Annotated in this window: 25 protein-coding genes; 6 read left to right on the top strand and 19 right to left on the bottom strand. The window is 45.1% G+C overall.

The annotated features are described in order from the left end of the window. The first annotated feature begins 46 nt into the window (after positions 1–46). Positions 47–1,444, top strand: a complete 1,398-nt coding sequence (locus AR383_RS17370) for an ethanolamine ammonia-lyase subunit EutB (RefSeq protein ID WP_055734274.1) — start codon at positions 47–49, stop codon at positions 1,442–1,444. A 4-nt stretch (positions 1,445–1,448) separates the two neighbouring features. Then, positions 1,449–2,321 (top strand): ethanolamine ammonia-lyase subunit EutC, encoded by an 873-nt coding sequence (gene eutC, locus AR383_RS17365; RefSeq protein WP_055734273.1) that lies wholly within the window; start codon positions 1,449–1,451, stop codon positions 2,319–2,321. 229 nt (positions 2,322–2,550) lie between these two features. On the opposite strand, the gene AR383_RS17360 is transcribed toward eutC, so the two are convergent. The 3 genes from AR383_RS17360 to AR383_RS17350 all read right to left on the bottom strand — a co-directional run bounded on the left by AR383_RS17360 (position 2,551) and on the right by AR383_RS17350 (position 3,976). Next, positions 2,551–3,039, bottom strand: a complete 489-nt coding sequence (locus AR383_RS17360) for a hypothetical protein (protein ID WP_055734272.1) — start codon at positions 3,037–3,039, stop codon at positions 2,551–2,553. Continuing rightward, positions 3,039–3,479: a hypothetical protein gene (locus tag AR383_RS17355; RefSeq protein WP_055734271.1), complete on the bottom strand. Its 441-nt coding sequence runs from the start codon at positions 3,477–3,479 to the stop codon at positions 3,039–3,041. Before AR383_RS17355 ends, AR383_RS17360 begins: the two co-directional genes overlap by 1 nt. A 305-nt stretch (positions 3,480–3,784) precedes the next feature. Beyond that, positions 3,785–3,976 (bottom strand): hypothetical protein, encoded by a 192-nt coding sequence (locus AR383_RS17350; RefSeq protein WP_198150164.1) that lies wholly within the window; start codon positions 3,974–3,976, stop codon positions 3,785–3,787. A 101-nt stretch (positions 3,977–4,077) separates the two neighbouring features. Here AR383_RS17350 and AR383_RS17345 point away from each other — a divergent pair, with 101 nt between their 5' ends. Beyond that, the gene (locus AR383_RS17345) at positions 4,078–5,388 is read left to right on the top strand and encodes an IS4 family transposase (RefSeq protein WP_055734270.1); all 1,311 of its coding nucleotides are present in this window, start codon (positions 4,078–4,080) and stop codon (positions 5,386–5,388) included. A 139-nt stretch (positions 5,389–5,527) separates the two neighbouring features. Here the strand turns inward: AR383_RS17345 and AR383_RS17340 are convergent, their stop codons facing one another. The 12 genes from AR383_RS17340 to AR383_RS21620 all read right to left on the bottom strand — a co-directional run bounded on the left by AR383_RS17340 (position 5,528) and on the right by AR383_RS21620 (position 16,357). Then, positions 5,528–7,264, bottom strand: a complete 1,737-nt coding sequence (locus AR383_RS17340) for a S8 family serine peptidase (protein WP_055734269.1) — start codon at positions 7,262–7,264, stop codon at positions 5,528–5,530. A gap of 11 nt (positions 7,265–7,275) precedes the next feature. Beyond that, complete coding sequence (locus tag AR383_RS17335; protein ID WP_055734268.1) at positions 7,276–8,223, bottom strand: hypothetical protein; 948 nt, start codon at positions 8,221–8,223, stop codon at positions 7,276–7,278. 318 nt (positions 8,224–8,541) lie between these two features. Further along, the gene (locus tag AR383_RS21625; RefSeq protein ID WP_157051781.1) at positions 8,542–8,958 is read right to left on the bottom strand and encodes a hypothetical protein; all 417 of its coding nucleotides are present in this window, start codon (positions 8,956–8,958) and stop codon (positions 8,542–8,544) included. Positions 8,959–8,972: 14 nt separating this feature from the next. Next, positions 8,973–10,064 (bottom strand): hypothetical protein, encoded by a 1,092-nt coding sequence (locus tag AR383_RS17330; RefSeq protein WP_055734267.1) that lies wholly within the window; start codon positions 10,062–10,064, stop codon positions 8,973–8,975. Positions 10,065–10,126: 62 nt separating this feature from the next. Then, the gene (locus tag AR383_RS17325) at positions 10,127–10,963 is read right to left on the bottom strand and encodes a serine/threonine-protein kinase (RefSeq protein ID WP_055734266.1); all 837 of its coding nucleotides are present in this window, start codon (positions 10,961–10,963) and stop codon (positions 10,127–10,129) included. Between the two features lie 11 nt (positions 10,964–10,974). Next, on the bottom strand, positions 10,975–12,552 hold the full coding sequence (locus AR383_RS17320; protein ID WP_055734265.1) for a hypothetical protein: 1,578 nt from the start codon (positions 12,550–12,552) through the stop codon (positions 10,975–10,977). After that, entirely contained in the window at positions 12,542–13,246 is a 705-nt protein-coding gene (locus AR383_RS17315; RefSeq protein WP_055734264.1) for a metallophosphoesterase, read from the bottom strand. Before AR383_RS17315 ends, AR383_RS17320 begins: the two co-directional genes overlap by 11 nt. Positions 13,247–13,255: 9 nt before the next feature. Further along, positions 13,256–14,554, bottom strand: coding sequence for a hypothetical protein (locus tag AR383_RS17310; protein WP_055734263.1), 1,299 nt, complete (start codon positions 14,552–14,554; stop codon positions 13,256–13,258). 148 nt (positions 14,555–14,702) lie between these two features. Further along, a complete protein-coding gene (locus AR383_RS17305) occupies positions 14,703–15,230 on the bottom strand; it encodes a hypothetical protein (RefSeq protein ID WP_055734262.1) in 528 nt (175 codons plus the stop codon). Between the two features lie 24 nt (positions 15,231–15,254). Next, the gene (locus tag AR383_RS17300; RefSeq protein ID WP_055734261.1) at positions 15,255–15,566 is read right to left on the bottom strand and encodes a hypothetical protein; all 312 of its coding nucleotides are present in this window, start codon (positions 15,564–15,566) and stop codon (positions 15,255–15,257) included. A 57-nt stretch (positions 15,567–15,623) separates the two neighbouring features. Continuing rightward, positions 15,624–16,046, bottom strand: a complete 423-nt coding sequence (locus AR383_RS17295) for a hypothetical protein (protein ID WP_157051780.1) — start codon at positions 16,044–16,046, stop codon at positions 15,624–15,626. 158 nt (positions 16,047–16,204) lie between these two features. Beyond that, positions 16,205–16,357: a hypothetical protein gene (locus tag AR383_RS21620; RefSeq protein ID WP_157051779.1), complete on the bottom strand. Its 153-nt coding sequence runs from the start codon at positions 16,355–16,357 to the stop codon at positions 16,205–16,207. A gap of 1,020 nt (positions 16,358–17,377) precedes the next feature. On the opposite strand from AR383_RS21620, the gene AR383_RS17290 reads away from it, so the two are divergent. From AR383_RS17290 to AR383_RS17280, 3 genes are read left to right on the top strand one after another with little or no spacing between them, the layout of a single operon-like run. After that, positions 17,378–18,931 (top strand): OmpA family protein, encoded by a 1,554-nt coding sequence (locus AR383_RS17290; RefSeq protein WP_055734259.1) that lies wholly within the window; start codon positions 17,378–17,380, stop codon positions 18,929–18,931. A 13-nt stretch (positions 18,932–18,944) separates the two neighbouring features. Continuing rightward, entirely contained in the window at positions 18,945–20,573 is a 1,629-nt protein-coding gene (locus AR383_RS17285; RefSeq protein WP_055734258.1) for a hypothetical protein, read from the top strand. Next, positions 20,570–21,400, top strand: coding sequence for a hypothetical protein (locus AR383_RS17280; RefSeq protein WP_055734257.1), 831 nt, complete (start codon positions 20,570–20,572; stop codon positions 21,398–21,400). The genes AR383_RS17285 and AR383_RS17280 overlap by 4 nt, the downstream gene beginning before the upstream one ends. 316 nt (positions 21,401–21,716) lie before the next feature. Here AR383_RS17280 and AR383_RS17275 read toward each other — a convergent pair whose 3' ends face one another. The 4 genes from AR383_RS17275 to AR383_RS17260 all read right to left on the bottom strand — a co-directional run bounded on the left by AR383_RS17275 (position 21,717) and on the right by AR383_RS17260 (position 24,095). Next, positions 21,717–22,532, bottom strand: coding sequence for an ADP-ribosylglycohydrolase family protein (locus AR383_RS17275; protein ID WP_055734256.1), 816 nt, complete (start codon positions 22,530–22,532; stop codon positions 21,717–21,719). Further along, positions 22,532–22,990 carry a hypothetical protein gene (locus AR383_RS17270; RefSeq protein WP_055734255.1) on the bottom strand — a complete coding sequence of 153 codons (459 nt, stop codon included), beginning with the start codon at positions 22,988–22,990 and terminating at the stop codon, positions 22,532–22,534. Before AR383_RS17270 ends, AR383_RS17275 begins: the two co-directional genes overlap by 1 nt. Positions 22,991–23,015: 25 nt before the next feature. After that, the gene (locus AR383_RS17265; protein ID WP_055734254.1) at positions 23,016–23,441 is read right to left on the bottom strand and encodes a hypothetical protein; all 426 of its coding nucleotides are present in this window, start codon (positions 23,439–23,441) and stop codon (positions 23,016–23,018) included. 105 nt (positions 23,442–23,546) lie between these two features. After that, positions 23,547–24,095 (bottom strand): metallophosphoesterase, encoded by a 549-nt coding sequence (locus AR383_RS17260; protein ID WP_055734253.1) that lies wholly within the window; start codon positions 24,093–24,095, stop codon positions 23,547–23,549. Between the last annotated feature and the right edge of the window lie 99 nt (positions 24,096–24,194).

Below are 24,194 nucleotides of genomic sequence, written 5' to 3'. Positions count from 1 at the left end.
CTACGGCCGCTGTTGTGACTTACCAGAACACTAAACAAGGAAAGCTATGAGTGCACCCTACCGCTGGCAACAAGGAGACAAGGTTTACCAATTTGCCTCTCTAGCGGAATTAATGGCCAAGGCCACCCCCGCTCGCTCTGGTGATGCCCTCGCTGGCATTTGTGCCGAAACTGCCGAGCAGCGCGTTATCGCCCAAATGACCTTAGCCGAAGTCCCCCTAAAAACCTTCTTAAACGAAGCACTCATTCCCTACGAGAGTGATGAGATTACTCGACTGATCATCGATACTCACGATAGCCAAGCCTTTGCTCCCATCTCACATATGACAGTGGGCGACCTACGCAACTGGCTACTTAGTTATCAGGCCGACAGCGAAACCCTGCGCCAGCTGCGCCCCGGACTCACCCCTGAAATGGTGGCGGCGGTGAGTAAAATCATGCGCAACCAAGATCTCATTCTAGTGGCTCAAAAATGTGAAGTGATTAGCGCCTTTCGCGATACCATTGGCTTGAAGGGGCGGCTCTCTACACGCTTACAACCCAACCACCCCACCGACTCGGTAAATGGCATCGCCGCCAGTATTTTTGATGGCTTAATGTATGGAAACGGCGACGCGGTGATTGGTATTAACCCTGCTGCCGACAATGTGGGCCAAGCGACTAAATTGCTGAACTTAATGGACGAAGTGATTCAGCGTTATCAAATCCCTACCCAGTCCTGCGTACTCACCCACGTCACCAATACCATCGAGGCCATCGAGCAGGGTGCGCCGGTGGATTTAGTATTTCAGTCGATTGGCGGCACTCAAGGCACCAACGAAACCTTTGGCATCAATCTGGATATTTTAGGCCAAGCCCAGCAAGCCGCGCTGTCGTTGAAGCGCGGCACCGTGGGCAACAACGTGATGTATTTTGAAACAGGCCAAGGCTCGGCGCTGTCAGCCGATGCTCATGGGGGGGTTGACCAACAGACCTGTGAGGCTCGCGCCTATGCGGTAGCGCGGCAATTTTCGCCCTTACTGGTAAATACCGTGGTGGGCTTTATTGGCCCCGAATATTTGTTCGACGGCAAACAAATTATTCGCGCCGGTTTAGAAGACCATTTTTGTGGCAAACTACTTGGCGTGCCCATGGGCTGCGATATTTGTTATACCAACCATGCCTACGCCGATCAAAACGACATGGACAACTTGCTGACCCTATTAGGCGTAGCAGGCTGCACCTTCATTATGGGCATTCCCGGCTCCGACGACATCATGCTTAATTATCAAACCACTTCCTTTCACGATGCTCTCTATGCGCGTCAGGCATTGGGTTTGAAACCCGCGCCTGAATTTGAAGCTTGGCTAAGCAAAATGGAAATCTTCTCCGACTTAGATCAAGTAAAACTCAACCCTAGCATCGCTAAAGCCTTTAGTGCCTCACTGGCCAAACTGGAGCACTAGCCTTATGACTAAAGCCCCGAAACAAGCTATGGCTCAGCACTCAGAGCTAGTCACCGAAAGCCCGTGGCAATCTTTGAAAAAATTTACCTCGGCGCGTATCGCCTTGGGGCGCAGTGGCAACAGCGTGCCCACCAAGCAGCTTTTAGATTTTCAGCTCGATCATGCCCGCGCCATCGACGCGGTGCATAAAGCACTGGATTTAACCAGCCTAGTGGCGCAGCTGCAACAGTCCGGCATTATCCAACAGCTGGTTAGCGAGCAGCCGATAGTGCTGAATACTAAAGCCGCCGATCGCATGGTGTATTTACAGCGCCCCGACTTTGGCCGCCAGCTCAGCGATACTAGCTGGCAACAGCTAGAAGCGTTTCGCGCCAGTAGCGAGCAGGCTTACGATTTGTCGATAGTGATCGCCGATGGGCTGTCATCTACCGCGATTCAGCGCCACGCCCTACCCATGTTAGAGCAACTACTAGGCGAATTGCAGCAAGACGCTAAGCACAGCTGGTCGCTAGCGCCAATTAGCGTAGTGACTCAAGGCCGGGTTGCGGTGGCCGACGATGTGGGGGAATGTTTAAAAGCCAAAATCACCATGATATTGATTGGCGAACGGCCAGGCTTAAGCTCACCCGATAGCATGGGCATTTATTTAACCTGGAACCCCAAACGGGGCGCCAAAGACTCCAGCAGAAACTGTATTTCTAACATTCGCCCCGAAGGTTTGAACTACCCACAAGCCAGCCACAAGGCTTTTTTCCTATTAAGCGAAGCGCTTAAGTTGAAGCTCTCGGGCATTGGGCTAAAAGACAGAACCGAAACCGAAGATACCGACCCTGCGTTAAACGCTAGTGGGAGTTCTAATTTTTTGCTGGGGGATTAGGGGTTCTTTTGTATTGAGCTGTTAAGGGTGATTTCGTCCTATCGGGTTTAATAAGCTTTGCATCTTAACAACTTTAAAGCTTTCGCCTGCGGCGATGTCATTAAGCTTCAACGAGCCTCGAGATGCCTAAGTAGGCTAAATTACTAGCAGAATTTATCCCCTCATCTTCGCCGAGTAGCGCAAGTGAGCAAAGGGAGAAGTTGAAGTCTGTTTGAGCGAACGCTAAACACTACATGCCCATTATTTTTTCAAACGTCTCAAGTGCTTTAATCGGCTTGCGCAAAGCTTCCATATCTTCAATAAATTCTTTATCCGATGAATCGATCGACTCATAAGCTTTCAAAGCGTCAAGGCTTTGTTTATAAGTTAGCTCACCCGTTACAGAAACAAGTTTACTTGTGGCAACAGGTAAATCTAAGTGTTCATATATTAGTAAAAGCTCTGCTAATTCACCGCGCTCAGGCTGCAGGCATTGATTATAAGATTTTTCAGTCAAGTAAGCCCAAACCAAAGGTTCTTTTGTAATGATCCGTCTTAATACGCTCAATTCTTCATCGTTTAAATCGGGGATCACTTTTTTACTATCACACACTTCAATTTTATCGGAATACTCAACAATTTTGTCATTAAGATGGGTAAAGTAAAAGCCGTCCGCTAGTACACTGGCGGAAGCCAACAAAAACGAAAGTGATAGTAAGTGGTAGGTTAAAAATTTCATTATTGTTGGCACCCTAAATAAATAGCTTTCCAAAACGCGTATTCTTTAGGATTGGCTTGGTGACTTACAGCTTGCCTATGCGCCAACTCTTCAATTTTCTTTCTTTTTATTGCACTTATACCAACATAAGATTTAAAGTAATACTCCCAGTTTGCCTGAGATATTGCATAACTAGTTTGGCTTACTTCAGCACTGCCGCCTTTAGCCACCCCTTTAGCTGTATTTCTAATAGCATCATTTGGTATCAAATTAAAAAGCTCTTTAGCACCTCCTGATGTTGTGCTCCTCAAGGCACTACCGCCAAATATATTGAATAGATTTCCAATTGTTAGCCAGATACGCGCGTGTTTCTCTAGCTCGTGCATACTTTTAATTTCTTCGATTGCTTCAAGACTTTGATTGTCGAAAGTGAGATTGATAATGGAGGGACATTTACGCATTGATAGTTAAACCAACCTTTATTATTAATGAGATCAATAATTATCCAAGCAGCCATAATTGTCAATACTATCAATTAATTGGTAGCAATTATATGAGATACCCATGATTATGCTGGCATAGGGTTGAAAGACAGAACCGAAACCGAAGATACCGATCCTGCGTTAAGCGCTAGTGGGAGTTCTAATTTTTTGCTGAGCAGCTAAGTTCTTCATATCCCAAACCGGGTGACAGCGGTAAAGCATATACGTAAACAAAGCCAAATAGTCAGAAAAACGCTAGTTAAGCGCCTTTCTGACAGTCTTGATTAAGAATTATAGGCTTTGTTTGAAGTGATTTTTGCAAGACCTTTTATAATCTTGAAAATTGACCAGACCCAAACGGCTAACAATACAAAATAGCCAACAACCACCACCGCTAACATCATACCAACAATTGAAAGACCGAGGCCCCACCAGAAGGTTTTGATGATATTCGAGTAGTGGTCTTCAAATAGCATACTTTGCACCTCTAATGCCGATCAGTTAAGACAGGTCCATTGACGATCTTTCTAGGTATAGCAAAATCCGATGTCATTAATGGCATCGGATTTTTTCGTTTATGGACGTCTCACAAGCACTCAACATCATCAATGACTGGAAGCCCAATCAAATTGAAACACTGGCTGATTTGTTACCCGTTGAGCTCATCAATGATGCCTATGCTTTGTCCGATACGGTTACGCTGAGAAAGCGCAAGCTGTCGCTTGAGTCACTGGTCTGGTTGCTTGTTGGAATGGAGCTTTATAATGACAAGTCGATAGCTGATATTGTGAATCAGCTCGATATTGTTGACCGTGAAGGTAAGCCTTTCGTTGCGCCAAGTGCACTCACGCAACGGCGTAAACAGCTAGGCGAACAAGCGATACACGATGTCTTTCAACTCATGTCAAAGCGCTGGTGCGAACAAGCCAACTTTGCTCACTGGAATGGTTTAACACTACTCGGTGTTGATGGTGTCACTTGGCGTACTGATGATTCTAAAGAGAATAGCGATGCATTTTCTCGACCTAAAGGCACGCAATACCCACAAGTGCGCATGGTGTGTCAGATGGAGTTAAGCACACATCTCATCACCGCCAGCGCCTTCGACGACTACAACGTCAACGAAATGGTGTTAGCCGAAAAGCTGATTAAAGATACACCAGACCATAGCCTAACGATGTTCGACCGTGGCTTTTATTCCATGGGGCTACTGCATGCTTGGCAGAGTGCAGGTACTGAGCGCCACTGGCTTCTGCCATTAAAGAAAAACACCCAATATACCGTGCTGAGAAGCCTTGGGCGTAACGATAAACTTGTCACCCTTACCAGTAATCCTAGAGCGCGTAAGTTATGGCCAGAACTATCCGAAACGATGACTGCTCGTCTCGTGACTCGCAACATCAATGGCAAGACATTTGAGGTACTCACTTCCATGATTGACCCGATGCGCTTTCCAGCAGCAGATATTGGTTCACTGTATGGACACCGTTGGGAAATCGAACTGGGATACCGAGAGCAAAAGCAGTTTATGTTGGGGGAGCGTTTGACACCCAGAAGCCGTAAACCGGAGCTGGTGCGCCAAGAGCTATGGGGCATTTTGCTGAGCTATAACTTGATACGGTATCAAATGGTTGAAATGTGCTTTGCGTTGAAAGGGAGCTACTTGCCTTACCAGCTGAGTTTCAATGGCGCGTTAGCGCATGTCATGAGGTTATTGGTAGGACTGCCTTATTCCAGCCCAGGGGCAATTCCTCGGCAGCTCAAGCATTTTTATGGGATGGCAGAGAGCCTCATTCTTCCACCAAGGCGAGAACGAACCTTTCCCAGATGCGTTAAGCCCAGACCGCAGCGATACGCTAGAAATAAAAATACCGTTCACCTTAAGTGAACGGCATTGAAGCTTAGCTCGCCTTTTTTCTAAATATGGTAAAGTCGGCGGACTTGAATTTATAAAATGGAAGCAACAATAGTGCTTCCTAATCCTTAACCCAAGATACCTCGTTTAGCTATGACTCATTATTGATGGACTATATTCCAGTACAAGATGCAGGTTTAGATATCGAGTTCGTATTAAGCTCTACCAACTCTGCTGCACAAACGTCGTCCATACATGCCTTAACCCCGTAACGATATTCACTACTGTCTATATCACCTAAGACTAGCTTAACACTATTACTACTAGCGATAAGTTCTCCGAATTCGGTACTAAGAATACTTTCTGAAACTGGTACTCGATAAAGCTCATAGTGTGAAACAGTGTCATCAGGCAAGCCAAGTGTCGCTTCGTACATTTCACACAAACGCAAGCTCTGTCCTGTCGCATTCAGGAACAACGCCTCGGGGCACTCTTCATCTTGCAGTACATGACGGATAGAGAATAACGAACCGGCATCGAACTCACGAGCAGCTTCCAAGAAAGCAAAGGCATCGGTCACACCTGCGCCACAGCGACCAGCTGCACAGCTGTTGTCGATGTTGTCTGCCAAGTCCATGTTGAATGGGTTAGCCGTTTGCTTCAACAGGTATTCTACTTCCGCAGGTGACAGCTCTGGCACCTCAGACTTAATCATCGCAAGCTGACCCGCTACTAGAGGTGAAGCGAATGAAGTACCAGACCACCAGCAGCCTTCACCGTAAGCACATGCCGCACTAACTTCTACACCAAGAGCTGCTACATCAACATTTTCACCAAAGTTAGAGAAATCAGCCTTTGCACCGCCTAGTTCAAGCGCACCTACAGTGATAACGCCACGACAGTTAGCAGGAGCAAACTGCGAAGCATCTAGGTTATCGTTACCCGCTGCTACTACCACAGTAGTACCTTGTGAAATAGCGAAGTCTACCGCTTCTTGCATGTAGTCAGGACACTCATAGCTTTCGCCACCCAAGCTCATGTTGACCACATCAGCCACTTTTTCACGGGCTGGGACAACTTCCCAATACCAAGTGTCATTTGCTTCATCGTAAGCATAGTATTCAGTTTCGCCACCAGCAGCCCAGCGTAGTGCATCTGCTGAATCTGAAAGATAACCAACATCACATGACAACACTTTACCAGCAGTGATTGAGAACTCACCCATACCAGCACCACCAACACCATTGTTCGCTACCGCGCCAAGGATTGAAGCCACACCATAGCCGTGATCACAACCGTTCAGATCATCTTCGTAGTAAACAGCATCACGCTTTGAGTTCAAAGTGGTGAAGTCGTAACTATCAGCCGCAAAAGCGATGTCAGTTGTATAACCTGGAGCTGGGAAGCCACCGTCAAGCACAACGACATCTACTGTGTTATTTGGTTCTACGGCGCTATACGCTTTCAGAATATTACTACCAGATTTAAACTCACGAGACGCGCCAGTAAAATCAGTATTATAATGCATCCAGCTATACTGACCTGCAAAGTGCTCATCATTCAACACTGTTAGGCCAGCAAAACCTTCTTCTGAAATCAGATTGTAAGGAACATTATCGAAAAAGAATTCTTTGAATCCACTTTGACTTTTAACTGGTGGGTTGTTTGAAACAACAACATCTAATTCAACTAACGAATATAGGCCAGTCTCCTGCAGTGACTTAATAACCTCTTCAGGGTCACCACTGAATCTAAGCGTACGATAACCACTTCCGATAGAGCTCTGCGCCTTAAGCTTTGGCTTTACCACTACTCGGACAGGAAGATCTTGAGAAGCTATAGCCAGTACAGAGCTACTCGAAAGGCCAACAATTACAGCCAATACAACAGATAAAAATGCTTTATACATTGGTTATGCTCCTAGAGGGCTTGAGATGAGTTGGCAGAAAAGGAAGAACTATCAGCAAGACACTGTCCGCCAAAGCCAGGAACGTTAGGCAGCAAAGCTCCTAGAAAATCGTACTGCTCGAGGAAGACCCATTGCGCATCGTGTGAGCTACCAAAGGATGGGTTACCAATAAAAAATGACACTTGCTGCAGTGTTGAGTCCACCTGTAAAGAAAACGCATCGATCTCAGGAAGTGCCCCGGCTAACTCAGCTTGTACCGCTTCAAGAAGGTTCCAAAAACCAGCAGCGCTAACATTAAAATGCTCCAAGGCTGACAGATAGAGATTATTCAACTCAACATCAGAAATATCTCCCTCAAGATAGCTAGCATAATCTTCCTCAATTTGATTTACTGATAAGACAGAAGTCGCACTTAGTTGACCAGTAATGTTTTCACGTTCAGAGGCCGTAATTTGCTTACTGTAGTAAGCCATTTTCAGGTAGTAATCAGCCACATCAGCAAGTTCTTCAAAAGCTGCTTTCCCTCCTTCTGAAGTAATAAGGGTTGTAACATCAGCCACTAAAGCTGTTGCGCTGGTATTATTAATTGAAAAATATAAGTCTAGATACGTTTGTTCATCACCGAGACTAGCGGTAACCCGCAAATTAGCTAGGCGAGGCCGATCAACTTGCTGGCTTTTAATACGCAAAGTGATTGAGTTATCGCTTTGAGTCACTATCTCAAAACTGACATAAGCATCATTGCTAATAGAGAAGCCTAAATCATCATCACTACGAGAGCTTGTTACCTGCAACAAGGTTTCACTTTCCTCTTCGAGATAATAGCTACTTTGATCAGTAAATAGATTAAAAACCATGGGTTCGCTGGGGGGAGTAGAGCCTCCGCTGCTATCGCCCCCACCACCACATGCAGAGATAGAGCAAGCAACAACTAAGATGCAAAACAAGCGCAACAACATAAATACATTCCTTGTAAGAGATTAACTTTAGTCAGCATAATAATCTTCTAGCCACCGACTAATAACTACGAAAGTGTTTAATATATCAATGCCTTAATCGTAAAATTGACCAAGAACAAAATAAAACAGCCATTGATTAAATAACCAACAAACAGTACGTTTTATATGACAATAACGTGCTCTAATAAGGCCGACAGTCAAAGTCTTTCTAGAAAAATTATGCGTAGGAAAGAGCTAAATTTTTCCTATGCACCAAGCGCAAAAGTGATTTTGTTGGCTGCTATTCATTTGCTAAAAGAGTGAGAAGAATTACTTCGCTTATTTGCTTGTCTGGCTATTTGGCCGTCTTGTGGTGCTTTCTAATTTCACCAAGTTCTTTCCCAAAAACCACGCACGGGAGCTCTCTAGATGCATTAGTATAACTGCCAAGGCTTCTGGAATCAGAAGCAGTGAGGTATATAAGTAATCAGGCTGCGACATCCGACTTGGAGAAGCTTTGAACACCATAAAGATGCTAATCAACAGCATTGCTGAATACAGTACGCGCGACAGCTTGCTGCGCCGATGAATAAAGTAAATCAGCACAGCCGTTAGGCCATAAAAAGGAAGCGTCGACAAAACTTGATAGGTACTTAGTAATCCGACTAAGCCAGTAACGAAAGCCCCAATTAATGAAAGGGACAACGATAGCAGCATTAACCACAGTGCAATCTTGATACTTAAAGGCTTTGTCATTGTTTATTTCTCTATTAGTTAGCGTTAAGCAGGCCTAAGAGCGCCTGCAAGCCTTGCTGCAATTTAATAATGTCGGCTTGATCCAACTGCTCACCTTCACTTCCCTGAGCTTGTAGTGCCAACTCTTCAGAAAGCTGCAAACCGGAACGCTTGAAACGAGCAGAAGCGTGACTCGCAGCTTGATGGCTTGCTCCTGTGTCCGCCCAATTAACAACAAGCTTGTTTAGGCGTTCTGGTAACTCAACACTTAAGTAATGAACTAGTTCGCCTTTCTGTTTCAGCTTCAAGTCTTGCCATAAGGGGGACTCATAAGCAGTCAACAGCAAATCCCAAGCCTGCCAATAGCTAGCTCTATAGTCCGACATACCGGTATATATGCTTTCTTCTGCAACTAGCGATAGACTAACTAAGTGGCTTTTCAGCTCAGCTAGGTTAGCCGGTGTCTTATGCAACAGGCTGTTATCTAGCACTGATTGCACAGACTTCAAGATTGCAAAGGATTGCTGACGGTTCTCGAAGCTCTGCTGACATTGCAAGGCTTCGACGTAAAGTAGGGTCGCTGCTATACGCTCAGGTGCATCATAAACTAATTGGCTTTGCCCATGCTGATGGGCATATTGAGCCGGCTCCAGCGCTTGAGTACACTGCCCCCGTTCTATCATCGATTGGCCAAGTATCATCGCGAGTTCGAACTTCAATGATGAGTTAGAAGGCAGTGAGGACATGATTCTTGAGCTCGCCTCTACAGCTAACTGATCGGCAGTAATTTGAGCCCCGGAGCGGCGCTTCTCTCCCATCAATCTCGATAACTCTTTCAGCGTTGCTTCACTACTCTGCTGCTCCAGCGCCAAGGACTGATACTGATGCCAAATTCTATGGGAGCTGAATACAGCTAGCAAACACATCAGCACAACTAAGCCAGCAATTACGGGATTTCGTAGCACCCAGCGTTTAACATTTGCTTCTTTGTTCTGCTCTCTGATTAGGGGTTTACAATCGAGGGCGTTTTGCAGGTCGACCAATAATTCACCGGCATTCTGATAACGCACCTGTAAATCACTGTTTAAACCACGGTACAAAATGGCCTTTAGATCCCGCTCCAGCATTCTGTCTTTAAGCTTATTGCTCTCTAATGACAGAGCGTTGATGGCGAAATACCGAGCTTCACTTAAGGCTTCAGCCCCCGCTCTTCTAAAGCATCTTTTAGCGTTAGATTTTGCTCGCTGTACTCACCCAAAATCAACTCTAGCAGCACAGCACAACAGCTATATACATCCCAAGCGGGTATCCGCGAAAATGTGCCCGCAAGTTGCTCGGGAGCCGCATAAAAAGGAGTGCCAGAACCCATTTTAATGCGTTGTGAAGAGCTCAATTGCTTCAACTCATCTCTACCAGAGATCCCCATATCAATCACTTTAAGCTTACCGTTGTCAGCAGAATAAAGAATGTTGTCTGGCTTGATATCGGCGTGAATCACCCCTTGGTGATTAGCTTCGGCAACCGCGGAAATGGTTTGGCACATCAAATCTAGTTTGCTTCTGAGCGACAAACGACTAGCGGATTTTATAATGGGCTCAGCGTTACTAACGAATTCCATCACGTAGACGGAAATGTTGTCATAACCGAGCTCGGCAATGATTCCATCAAGTGCCGGGCATCGCCAATTCACATAGCGGTGAATTGTCGCGATGTTAGGGTGGTCAAACTTGGCTTGTAATTGCCCTTCTTCCGGAGATGCTTTAACCCCAAATAAGGCGGACAGGCTAGGTTTAATAAGCTTTACCGCGACAGGCCTATTAAGGGCTGTATCCTTCCCTCTATATACAACTGAGCTTCCGCCTTCACCGATGAGTTCTTCAAGGATAGTTTGCTTGTCAACTTGCTTGTAAACTTCGTTCTCTTCTGACTTTGCTAACTCTACTAACCCCAGAAGCTTTGCATCTGCACGCTTAAGCGCTTGATCGAGTTCATAGTCACTAAATAAGCCCGTGTAGTTGGCAGCCATAATCCCTCGCCTCACCCATGCTCATCCAAACTGTGTATCACCAGGAAAACATTGCGGGTAATACGATCAAGGTTGTTATCGAGACGGGTTTGATCCAGTGGAGTGTAGTTGCCATCCTCTTTTGATTTAGTAACAGTGATACTCTTCACCAGGCGATGACGAACCTCCTCATAAAACTCTTCAAAGCTGGTATTGTGCTGCTGCCAGATTTCCTTATCCTGATAGCTAAAAATCGAATCCAATACACGGAGCATAGAGGCTTGATCAGGATAGCCAAAATGCTTGGCGGCATCCCTTAAATCGTAAGCTGAACAAAGCTCCTTCTCACTAGGCAGCCAACGAAAACGATACAACTCTGGATGGCAGGCACTCATATCATCCAAATAATGGGTCAATGAGTAAGTCACTGATGGCTGGCGGATAATGTCGGCCCTCACTTGCTCGACCAAGGCCAGCAAGCTCTCGGCACCTTGAAAGTGCTTGCGCGCTAAGCGGTAATGAACCATGGTCATAGTACAAGCGATTTGCGCTTCAAAATATGAAGAGAGCTTGAGGCGGCATTTTTCTTTGTAGCCATTGCCATCATCTTCTAGCAACTCTTCACAGTAATCATGATGCTGCACAGCCCGTTCTTTAAGCACACTGTCGGCTTTTAGTGTCTGAAATTCATCACTCTGCAAAGAAATACGATCGCTGGTCTCAAGGATTAGCTTAAGCAATAAACGTTTTATCGACCGAGTCACTAGCGCAGGAAGCTCCTGCTCTTTTCTGTGGTAGAGAAACTCTATTTGAAACTCGCTGATCTGGCCTTGAATACTCTGCTGCAGCTGCTGCAAAGTGGCGTCAGTCAATTTGCTAGTGAGCACAAAGTCTAACAGCGCGTCAAAGCAGTGGCGTGACTCACTACTAATACCGGCCTTTTCACCTCCAAGCTTCTCATCTAAATAGCTAAGCAATTCTTCTGTGGTGCAAGTGTTGGCATCAGCACTGAGCTTGTCAAAAGTAGGAGCGAGTCGACGCTTTAGGGTCGAAAGCACCAAGGGATCATAAAAGGCAAACTCCCGGTTTAGTCTTCGCCGACTTTTTTGGTATTGGGTTGGCGCTTCTGAGCCGTTTCGGTAGGCATTTATCGCCAATTCAGTGGGGTTACCAGCAATATGACCCACTTTAATCAACATCAGATCGAAGTCCTCTCGACTCAAGGGCTTGAAACCTGCGTACAGTTGCTTACTCAGAATCTCAAATAAGATCGCTACTTTACGGTTGAGTACCTTGGCAGGCTTTTTCTTGTAAGTCGCCATTCTATTGACAAACTTAACCCGCGTTTCCACTTCGCTGATTAGAGCTTGACTGTCATTTAGCCCAACCGACTTAGCTGTTTTATCCACCAAGGCAACGAAAAGCTTAGCGTCTTCACGTTCCTGGGCACTTAGTGACTCTGTTTTTTTCTCTCCGTCCCAGAGCTTTTCAGCACAAATCAGCAGGCCCTTGCTCTTATTGGTCCCAGAAAAACGACTGAGTAATTCAAACCATTGCTTTGTTTCAGCCTTGTTCTTGCCCTTGGCAAACGAATAAAAGCTACTCAACATTGTTTTCTCCCGCCAAACTGGCAATTGCATTAACTTCAAACAACAAAAACTTTTCTGCACTAGCGAAGGTATCTATCCACAAGCGCTGCGGCTTTATAACTGGCACCAGACTTGAGTTGTGTCCCATCACGACCATATCGACGCCTTCAATTTCGCACAAGCCCTCATCCTCAGCATTGAACTCGCGGCGTCCCCAAAGCAGCTTGTGTAAGCCTTGTTCGGTCAATGCCTTAGTTGGCGGCCAATGGGCGGGGCTCTGAGCATGCACCAGCCCTAAAACTACCTCGTCGAAGGCCACACTTATGCTCAAGGGCATCCGCTGCAGAATTAGCTCAAGGGCTTTAACCACTGGTGCTTGGCTTGGCAACTCGGCCAACCATGTAGCTTGGGTGCGCAGCCACTCTAACCAGGCGGAGCCGTCGCCAAAGCGAGTCACTAACTCATACTCGTGGTTGCCAAGTACTGAGAAAAACCATGGCTGAGCAAGCAAGCCCAAGCACTTCAAAGAGTCCGGCCCACGGTCAACTAAATCTCCCAAAGCGAATAAGCGATCACGACTTTTGTCAAAACTAACAAGCTCCAAAGCTTGCATAAGTGGACGATAATAACCATGAATATCTCCAACTACATAGTCTTTGCCAATGGTGTTCTGTTGAAAATGCCTATGTAGTTGGAAATCATTGATGGTATTCATCAGTAAGTACTAGCGGGACTTATCTTGATTGGGATAATCATCGCGCCATTGATCGAGCGTATCGAAGCTACAATCGTAGGTACATTGCTCAGCCAATGGCACTGCAGTCTCGAAGAACTCTTCGAAGCCGAGTAGTTGCGGGTCATTTGCATTTATATCATCCCAATAGTCGGTGGTTGTGTAGCGTAAGTGCATGTGAATGTTGTGCGGCGTATCCGCGCCAAACTTCTTGATTAGCCAGTAGTAAGCTTGTGCATAATCTGAGTATTCGCCAGTGTTACCCCAACCATAAATGTCTTCAGCGGTATAGAAGTGAGTGGCGTTAAGTACCGGGCGCTGATGGTTGGTATCGGAAGTTACGCCCATACCGGAAAGCGCCGTCGCTTCACCTTCAGCAAACCAGCGTTCCATCCCATGAACCTTGCTGTATGGCGAGCCAGTGATCATTTGTAGGTGATGGATTGCTTCGTGGAAGCCAATGGTTGAGTCGTCACCGCGCTGCATGGATGATTTAGCATCCACGTTAAAGCCGTAATGCTTGCCTTCGCCCCAGCCAATCATTGAGCCTTCATCTTTCAGACAGATGACCATTTCTTCAGGATAATCAATGTGTGAAGCCAGATCGGCAAAGCCATACACGTCAGCATTGAGCGCATAGAACTCATCATTATCCATTAGCCACTGATGCGCATCTAGGAGAAAGGTTTTAAGCTCGCCGGGGGATTCATCGTTAATTTTGGTCGCGACCTTCATTGCTACTTCCGTCTGGCTAAATTCATAGGGCACAGCGCTCAGCGCGGCCCACTCAGAGCCATAGAAATCCGCAGCTAATTGTACGAGATCAGCAGATTCTCCGTGGTTCAAAGCGTTAGCGACTTCAATGAGGATGTTTCTCAGGATGTTCGGTAAGATCTGCGGTTTCAGTTCTTCATAATCTGACACAGTCATGTTCATTGCGGCCAGAGCGCGTTTAAGCGATTGGTGACCGAGTGTCGCCGCCCATTGAAAATCATCCTCTGGCAAGTGGGCTGCACCAACTACAATCACATCAAAGCCATCTGGCGAGCCGATTGTCTTGTAGTAGCGGTCGCTTGCATTACCTTCATGACAGTATTCATACTCGCCAAAACCTGCTCGGCTGTTGTCAGTAAAGTGCCAGGAATCTGCGCTGATGCTGCGAAATTCGCCGGCCAGATAGCTACTAGAGCTAATACTGGTGCTTCCGCCAGCGCTACCACCGTCACCATCACCACAGGCGCAAAGAATGCCACTAAGACTTAAAGCAAGAAGCGTTTTTACCGTTTTCATAATAAATGCCTTTTTATTTCATACTTATTCGCGATTGCTAGGGCCAGTATGACCAGAGAAGAGCAGTGTTTTTCCTATGGAAAGGAAGAGCCCGGCTCAGGCTCTTCTGACGTACCAAGAAAGTTGGAAGGGGATTAAGAAGGCCAATCTATGTTTTTATGAGACTTTTTGCTTTTTCAGAAAAGTAGTTCTTGATTGTTTTGAAGCGTCGATACTCATGTATTCCCGCAACAAGTAAAAAAGCCGGGATACCCAAAAAACCAAAAGCAAAAAATACGCCCACGGAACTAGCTTGGATTCCGGAATAGATACCTAGTATTGCAACTCCAGACATACCTAGAAGCAATCCAAGTGGAGACTGAAGTCCCGATAGCCCCATCTTCCCTGTGGTATTAGTGTTGACCAGTTGCCAGGTTTCACCGGCGCTATGATTAACTACCAGCATGGGCTGGTAGTTCGACTTTCCGGGGCTGCCAGCATAGCAAACTGTAATGTCTTGACCTTCTCTGAGCGCAATGTCAAAACCATAAACCTGAAAGGAACGCTCTAGCCCATCTTCAAGCTTCAACCAGAACTCATGCTTGGTTGCCCCCTGAGAACGTTTAATCTGGCTAAGAACAGTACCGCGATATTGATTTACTTCTAGTTCATGCCAATCAACTTTTAATGTTTCCATGTCTATTTCCTTAATACCAATTAGCTATTTTGCTTCGCAGCTGACAATACCGCCTACTTGAAACAAAGTTTCAGCATCGCAGTACTCACGCACCACCGCATGCATCGCTTTCTCATTATGTTTAAAGTCGAAAATCAAAGTGTCGGAGTCGCACTTTTTCATATTGTGCTTAACTTCGAATTCAGCACTGTGGCGTTCAAAATTGCGCGCAAATTTATCCATTGCGTGTCTACTTGGACCTTCCTTTTCCGATGTATAGATACATGCGTCTGGACCAGCCAGAACCGAACCTGAAACAAGTGCCGCCGCCAAACCAAAAATAATTTGAGCTTTCATGACTTTCCTTTTTATTAAGCACAAAGGCATGCAATGCCTGCATGCCTCGTTCGCTAACTAGTAGATTTCTTCTGCGTCAGCGCTGCCTAAGACGTCTCGCTGTTTATTGAATAACGAAGCACAGTTAAGAACCTTCTTGATATAATTGCCCAAGAGGTAACAACCAAATCCCACACACAGCAGGAACACCAACCAACCTGCTGAAGTTCCGCCCCCAGAAAAAGCCACCGTCACGCCACCAATCGCGCCAACAATGGCCAAGCCAAGCAAGATTATCCAAAATGAGCTGAGTAAGATCGCCGTTGCAGCTGGGAAAGTACTTTTAGCCCGATAGAGTTCATTGCTATCGATTCGTTTAATCGAGGCAATGAACCAATAACCATTATGGTTTTTCGCCAGCGCTAACTCTACGTCAGACTTATCTTTAATTGCCAAGCGCAGGGCAGAGTTTAGGTAATCATCAGCGACAACAACATTCACAAAACGCTTACCATCCACCTTGATAAACTCATAGAGCGCACCTTCTAGAAGAAGAGGTACTGTGTTCTGTTAACTGCCCTTTGACGACGATTTCATAAAGATCTTTACTCATTTACATTTCCTTTTTTGGTCAGCTTCAAATAATGCCTTTGTTGAGCCTAGGGGAGCTCCCCCCATTCTCTTCGTGTCTGATAACCGGGCGCGCTGACTTCCACGTCATAGCTCGCTACCGCCAAAGCCATACCTGCTGGGTAGACCGGTTTAATATTCATAATGCGGATCCGCGGGTTCTTCGCCTTCTGATTGCTCATTGAGTTTTTCAATTTGTAATACCGCTTTCATAGATTCCTTCATCTCAAATTACTGAAATGTTCCAGGATTTGCGGTGTGCGACAAAGATCTTGTTGCATAGGATACTGACCAAGTAGCCGCATTTTTCCTACCAAGGCTAAACAAAAGACCTTAGATATCCAAGCGAGCCCCCCAAACTTCGAGAGGAGGGGTTGAAAGAAAAACACTCAAGATCATAAAGCAGGTAATATAGATTTGGTGCGGTTACAGGTTTTATAGTTCTACAAGCCAGCAAAAGTAGGTTAAATAACCGCTCAACTTTCCATGTCATAACATATCCATTTTGGCGGCACTGTAAAGCGGCCATTACAATTAGAGCATCTCGAACTTAACCAGCTGAGCAACAATAATCAATATAATTAAAGTAAATAAGTAGAAAGTTTGACGGAAAACACTTTCACAAGCGCTTTCTATAGTGCTTTTTAAGTTATTACTATTTACTTCTTACTCAGTTATCCTTAAGCTCTTTCAGCAGCGCTGAGTATCATCCTAAGCCAAAAGGAAGGAAGCCCGTTAACACTCTGCTACATTGTCCTTAAAAATAGGCTCTAGCTTTTTGTAACACCATAAATGTTTGGTCGCTCACTAGAGTAACTAGCCACTGGGAAACAAGCTGAAAGCTAGCGCTTCATAGTCGACTAACTGCTTAACCGCCTTGATAGGAAAAATTGTTAAAAATCTTTGTTATTGTAAAGCAGCATAAAAATTATGGCTTCCTCATTTGCTGTGAACCGATAGTGAGCAAAGCGTTTGATAAATATCTCCTCAATAAATTGTCCACTTTTTAGCCTAAGTGATTAATTTATTGATCTCGCGCACCATACAGCCAACTTGATTAAGGTAAATCAAATTACGGGGAATTTAAGTTCTAAAAGATGGTCTAGCCTATACCAGTCCCACCAATCTAGTTAAGCCTAAGGATGGGTAAAAATTAACTTGTTCTAACTCGTTATAATGATCAATAAGGATGTTTCAGAGTAATGAATAACTCAAATAAAACGGCAATTACAGCTGCGATCAGTGTTGCTTTGGCCTTATCAACTTCCAGTTGCTCAACAATTCAAGAACACTCAAAAACCATAATTGGCTGTACCATAGGAGCTATTAGTGGTGCGGCTGTTGGAGCTATAGCAGGTAAAGGAAATTCCACCCATATTGCTACAGGCGCAATTGTAGGTCTCGTTGCGGGCTGCGGCATAGGATACTACGTCGAAAAACGCGAAGTAGAATTGGCCAACAAAGCAAGGGAGGCAGGCTTAGTCGCTGAATTTGATCGCGTGAGAACTAGTGATGAATCCGGGCTGAATTTTGACCCTATTGCGGAAGATAATGTGATTGCTTCGCAAATGTCTGTTAATGCCGAAAAGCCCATTTTTGGTTCTGGGAAAAGTGAAATATCAAATTCCACGATGAGCAAACAACTGGATTTATTTTTAGCTCAATATGTAAAGTCTCTAGATAGCAATTCAAATGTCTATATTGTTGGCCATACTGACAGCCAAGGTTCCGCTCAATACAACCAGAAATTGTCTGAACAACGAGCACTATATATAGCTAAGAGACTTGCTGCTGTGGGCCTAAACAAAAACCGTATATTTTTTGAAGGCGTTGGAGAAAATCAGCCCATCGCTTCTAACGCTACTGCAGAAGGCCGAGCTAAAAATCGCCGTTTTGAGATCATTGACGTCCTAAATGACAAAGGCGTTGAGCAAAACGAATCCATGAAAAATCTATTTGCGGTTTCTTCAGCCAAAAAACAGAGAATAACGAATATCATGACCGATAAGGGCCTTGGACAAGTCGCAAAAGCTAAAGCAGAACGTATCGCGAGTAAACAAAAAGACTCTTCAAAGCCCAAGGTCAGCTCAGCGCCAAAAGCTAAACCGAGTAATCCCAAATCTACTGTTACCGCTAAGGCTCCAAAAGACACTAGCCCACTCAATCTGCAAGGTTCTCCTTTTGATCAGGCTTCATCCAGTGATTCGCTTACTATAAAACTGGGTGTTTATCATGACGAGAGCTGGTCACTGATTCCTAAGGCTCACGCATCTACACCGCCAGTAATTCAATCATGCGCTTTGAGTGAACCTAAAGTTCAATCACATATGAAGACATTGGGAGATTCAGGGGTCAAGCCCAAAGTTAAAGATGGCTTGCCTTCAATGATTGGAAATTATTGGTATGGAACAGCTAAAACAGATAACGGCATAAACCAAACCATGGTGACACTTGGTCCCGTATTTGTAAGTAAAGATACTTATGAGGCTGAATTAGAACCGAAGTTATATTTTACTAAAAATGTCACTAATGCAGACCAGAAGCCGGATTACACCTATAACACCATAGTGGAAACCTATCGAGGAGATAACTCCGTGTTATATAGAGTTTATCCTAGCTCTTCAAAAGCAGTCGTAGATTGTGCTGACTTTATCTTTGCTGTCGATGGAAGCTTAACCAGCAAACACGCAGAAATTTTATACACATCCAGTGGTGCACAACGCTCGCGCATCATGCAAATCAAAACAATACTATAAGTAAGGGACGGTAATGGACGTTATTGATTTTTTAATATTTTATTGGCAAAAGCTTGTTTTAGCCGCCTTGCTTTTTGCGGGGCTGGCGATGTTCTGGCATAAAAACCGAGAGGCTATAGGCTTGTTCTGGTTAGGTATAAGACACCGTTTCTTTTTGTTTGGAAAACTAAGAAGACTTGCCAAAAACACAGAACACAACAACCACTGGTTCCATTCTGAAACAGTGGTTTGCCAAGACTATAAGCCTTACTACCAAAACATAAATAAATCACCTGCATACTATGTTAAATGTAAGGAATACTTAGAGATTGTTGGTGAAGCAGGTCGAAAACCTTTAACGATTCCTTTGATTGCCATCTTGTTTACAGTACTAGTGCTTGAAGCTTGGGGGTTCTCCTACACTATGTCAGGTTTTCTAGATATCTCCGCTAGCGAAAATACCCGCAAAATAATGGCTTGGATCTTATCTTTAACTTTTGCTGTCACTCTGGCAACGGTAACTCATAAGATGGGGCACGAAATTCATCGCAACAAGATCATTAGCAATGTCCGAGACTTATGGGCGGCAGATCCTGAACCAGCTAAAGCACTAACTCAACAAGCTGGAGCAAGAGTTGGGGCTATTGAAAATCCTAGTGATGAAAACGAAAAACCCTATGTTAAACGTCTAAACCGCTTAGAGCTTGGTAAAAGTCATCCCACCTACTTTTGGACGATCTCATCTGTTGCTGTAATTATTGTTATTGCTAGCATTCTGACCTTTATCCGAGTTAAAGCTTTTGAGCAAGCCCAAACTCAAGATTCTATGTGTAATGTTTCTAGTGTCACTGAGCCATCTAGTTCTGCTGGCGAGCCAAATTTTGATGATTTATATCCAGGATCATCTCCTAGTAACGAAGTGGTTCCTAACGTAGTTATTGAACACAACAACTCTGTGGTAAATGAAGGCCGGAGTGATCGTTGCGCTGCCACAGAAGCTGGCTCATGGGCAACTTTTTGCTTGCTTGCTATTTTGTTCTGTGCACTACAAACCTTTGCAACTTGGGCTTCTACAGCACGAGGTTTTGCAGGGGCACTTAGCCATGAAGCCCACGAAACAATTAAAGGCCACAGCACTGTTGATGAATTCGCCACTTACTATGACAATAAGAAGCGTGAAATAGTCGATTTAGCGCAAAAGTCCCTAGTTAAGTTGCAGTCTCTTATGGCGATTCGGATTCAGAAAGTAGCTAGCAATGCGACAGTAACTAAACTGGCAGAAACAGCAGGAGAGCGAAATTTCTATGCCTTTCTAGAGGAAGAACATCGAAAACGTCTAACTACAACCATAAAATTAAAACAAGACGAACTCGAATCACAACATTTCAATCAAAAGCTTGAAGCAAGTAGCAAGGTAGAAGCCGCAAAAACCTCAGCAATTCTTACTGATAATTTAGCAGAAATAGAATCGGCTGAGGAGGCTAAAAAAGCGGCGATTAAAGCACAATTTGCCAAACTAACTGCGGCAAAAGAGACTATTGAAACTGAAGAGCAGCAAAACAACCGGCTTATTAGCGAGTTTGAAAATGAAACTGGTCACAAATTGACGGATGAAGAACGCAAACAAATGCTGCAAAGCATCAAAGATGGAGCCTTTGCATGATTAAGCCAATAATCTCACTAATGCTAGGGGGAGCCTTAATCACGTCTCCCGCTTATGCTGATCAGAGAAATGATGTTCCTTCATGCTATGACTACGCAAAAGTCTCTGAACTCAATGATAAGACCATTGAGCGGGAGTTTTTCATTCTAGTAGACCAAACAGTACACCTAGATACCAACATGAAAAAGCGGGTACATGCGCAATTAGCTAATTTTGGTAAGGAAGGAGATAAAATTTCGTTAGTGACCTTTAGCGCCATGGCAAAAGGTGAATATACAAGCATCCCTTTCAGTGGTTACTTTGAAAAAAGCCCCTCGCAAGCCACTCAAGATGATATGAACGCCTTAGGCCTTCGCTCCTTGAAGTCCTGCTTAAAAAAACAATCTCATGCTTTAAATGCTGCACACAGAGCACTAAAAGAGTCATTTAACGACGCAGATGAGTCCTATCCCAAAACCGAGTTAGTAGGAACAGTTCTAAGCATTGGCAACGATTTAGTATCCCAGTCCAGTGCGAAAAGAAAGATTGTTTTGCTGGTTTCAGACATGCTTGAAAACTCTGAAAGCCTGACTTTCTACTCTCGAGGTTCTGTCAAAGTACCCGATGCAACAGAGTCTTTTCAGCGGATAAGTGAACAAGGATTTGTCGGTGATTTTGCGGGTGCAGAAATATATGTTATTGGCGCGGGCTATATTCATGGCGGTAAAAACTATAACAGCCAGAAATCCATGATTGAGCTTGAGAAGTTCTGGAGGCAAGTTTTCAATAGCGCTAATGTGGAGCTAAAGCAATTTGGAAAACCCAACTTGTTACGTAACATTATGTAACTAACCTGAACTCAGGATAAAAATAACGGGAACTAAAGCTGGTTCCGCGATCAGCTCTTTTGACTAAAAAGGAAATCATCGTAAAGGAACCAGCTATGAAAATAGTTAACTGAGCTATTTTGTCATGTCGACGACTTTTGTAAGACTTTCTACCTCAGTGGCAAAAACTGCAAATTGCAACTGGAAAGCGTAAACATAATCGCAAAAGTCGAATGTCTGAAAGCGAAAAGCTTTCTTCAGCCGTAATACGCTTCAGTTCTTTTTCAAGCTCAAATATACCTGCATGACTGTGCTTGCGCCTAGTGTTAGTGCAAGCTTAGAAAGGCAAGCAGCCCTGTACTTCAAACCGCTGTTCAAATCGCTGCAGTACCAAGAGTAGTTGATAAGCATTACGCCATAGATTTTGCTTGGTCAGCTTGGCCCACTCTTGGCTAACGGCCTGAATCTGCGCCTTCAGCAAGCCCACCATGCAACCAATGGTATCGGTGTCGCCACCGAGGTAGTGAACCGCTCGCAGACCTGCTTCAAAATTGTTGCCGTGGAACAGGGCAATATAGATTGATAAAGGCACGGTATTGATAGCTGAGCAATCAAAGTTCCAGCCTTTACTTAGAGCTACTAAGTTATGGGAGTGCTCTCGATCAACATAGTAATTCCAGCGACGGTAAAGCTCCTGACAGATTTCTTGCTCTGAGAGTTGTTGGCGCAACGCCCAAACACACCATGCCATAGCCAGAGCTCCATTCACTCCTTCTTCATGTAGATGAGAAACCTCGGCCGACCTTCTGGCCAATGCCAATACTTCGTTCTCATCTTCTAGGTAGCCGAGTACTCCAGCTCGTGCGGCCGCGCCGTTACCAAAACTCTGGTACTCTTTTGATTCTCCCTTAAGCCAGGCTGAGAAACCCGGCCCGTAACCAGCATTGGGATGAGCTTCGGCAAAGTTTCGGTAGTATTCAGCGAAGTCATCACTATCATCAAGCATGGCCGCGGCCGTTGCCGCAAGCAGCACACTATCATCTGTGGGTTTTGCTTTAGCAGAGAAAAGCGTGGCACTGCTAAAGTTGTAACTACGCAGCTTGCCACCTTCCAGCAGCGATCCCGCCACATCACCGATAATTCCTCCAAGCATCAGTAACTCCTTAACGAAACAGGTTCAACTTTCAAAAACACACCAAACTCCAAGCCTTGGCAATCAAGTGCCGGCAGTTTCCGCGCACTAATCTGCCGACCATAGCGGAAGTAGTTGATATGCCAATAACAAGCAAAGTGGTAATAGTGAATACACCCGACTTGAAAAGTATCGGTTTCATAATGGGGCTGGAGTTGCCCAGCCAAGTTGGCGAGCATTCCACGCAGATCTTTCTCTCTAAACCACATGTAGCGACGTAGCTCACTGCAGCAACACAGGCGCACGCTGCCTCCATATAGGCTTGCTAAGGTCTCTCCATCTCGCCCCTCCGCTAGAGACTTGATAATTTTTAAGTTCAGCTTGCGCACCGAATGGAGAAACACTTGTTCGCGCTGTTGCTGATTCATTGTTCTAGGCTCGAGGCCCAACTCATCAAGGCTGTCCAACAAAAAGCTCATACTTGTCTCCCTCCCTTCTACCTAGCTACAACTGAGTCTGTGCTAACTCCACTGAGTCAGCGTCATCGTACAGTGGCAGTTGGTCGCCATTTAGCTGCAGAATCATATCGAGAGTACCAAACTCCTGATCCTCTGATTCGAAAGTGATATACACCGAGAGCATTTTCTCAGCACAGTCCTCAAGCTCTTGTTGGTAGACACAAAAAATAAACTGATAGTGTTTATGACCATCTGTTAGCTTGAAGTAGCCTTTTTGGCCTCGGCCGACATATGCATGACTGATAGCAGTGATGAAATGTCCCATGGTTGCGTCTTGCTCTTCCATAAATCGCTGCACACTCATCGCCAAATTGATGGTAAAAGCCTTGTGCTCTTCGAGTTTTTCCAACATATTTGGCTGTAGGCTAATCACTCGAAGATAGGTCGATAGCCTGGGAAATTTCGTTTCCATTTGTCTCTCTGCAATGGCTTGTCAATGACCCTATTGTGACCTGACTGAGAGAGGTTTTTTCCTACGCGAACGGCGATGTCTTTTTAAGCGGGTTATTATTGAGGCTCACCAGAGCTGAAGAGCCTCTGCTTGTGCCTTGCGCACTTTCACCATATCGCGAAGCACTTCAACATTGATTGGCTTCCCCGCATCTAATTGCTCCACGCTAAGGTTGATATATCGAGGGTCCACGCGGCCAGATTCCAGTAATACCGCTTGCTGGTGCAAGTGACCGTGTAGATTAATTCGGCGGTGCTGCGCCAAACATAATGGGTGCAGCGGATGGTGTGATAACAAACAACCTGCCCAGTTCCTTCCCGAGGGTTCCAGAGTGCGAGCGGACTCGATTAGCTCGCGAGCGAACTTCTGGTCATGATTGCCCAAGAGCAACCTGACTTGAGCTCTAATTTTGCGAAAGCTGGCTAATCCGACCTCACTGAAAGCAACATCACCTAGCACCCATAATTGGTCTTTTTCATTACAGGTGGAGTTGATCGCGTCCAGCAACCAAGCATCATGCTCCTCAATTGTTCTTCCCTGTCGGTAACCAGCAGAGAACTTAAACACATTGGCATGTCCAAAATGTAAGTCAGAGATAATATAACTCGAAGGCATAAATTAAACTCCATTCGGTGATGCTAGGATTTGGTGCGAGCAGAGAGACAGCCCATTTCAACTAGGTTGTCGCGTTTATCTCCCTCCTTACACCGCAGT

Origin of the sequence: Agarivorans gilvus, from assembly GCF_001420915.1 — a bacterium.
GTDB classification, from domain to species: domain Bacteria; phylum Pseudomonadota; class Gammaproteobacteria; order Enterobacterales; family Celerinatantimonadaceae; genus Agarivorans; species Agarivorans gilvus.
The sequence above is the reverse complement of the archived record's forward strand: the minus strand, read 5'-3'. Positions and strand labels throughout refer to the sequence as shown.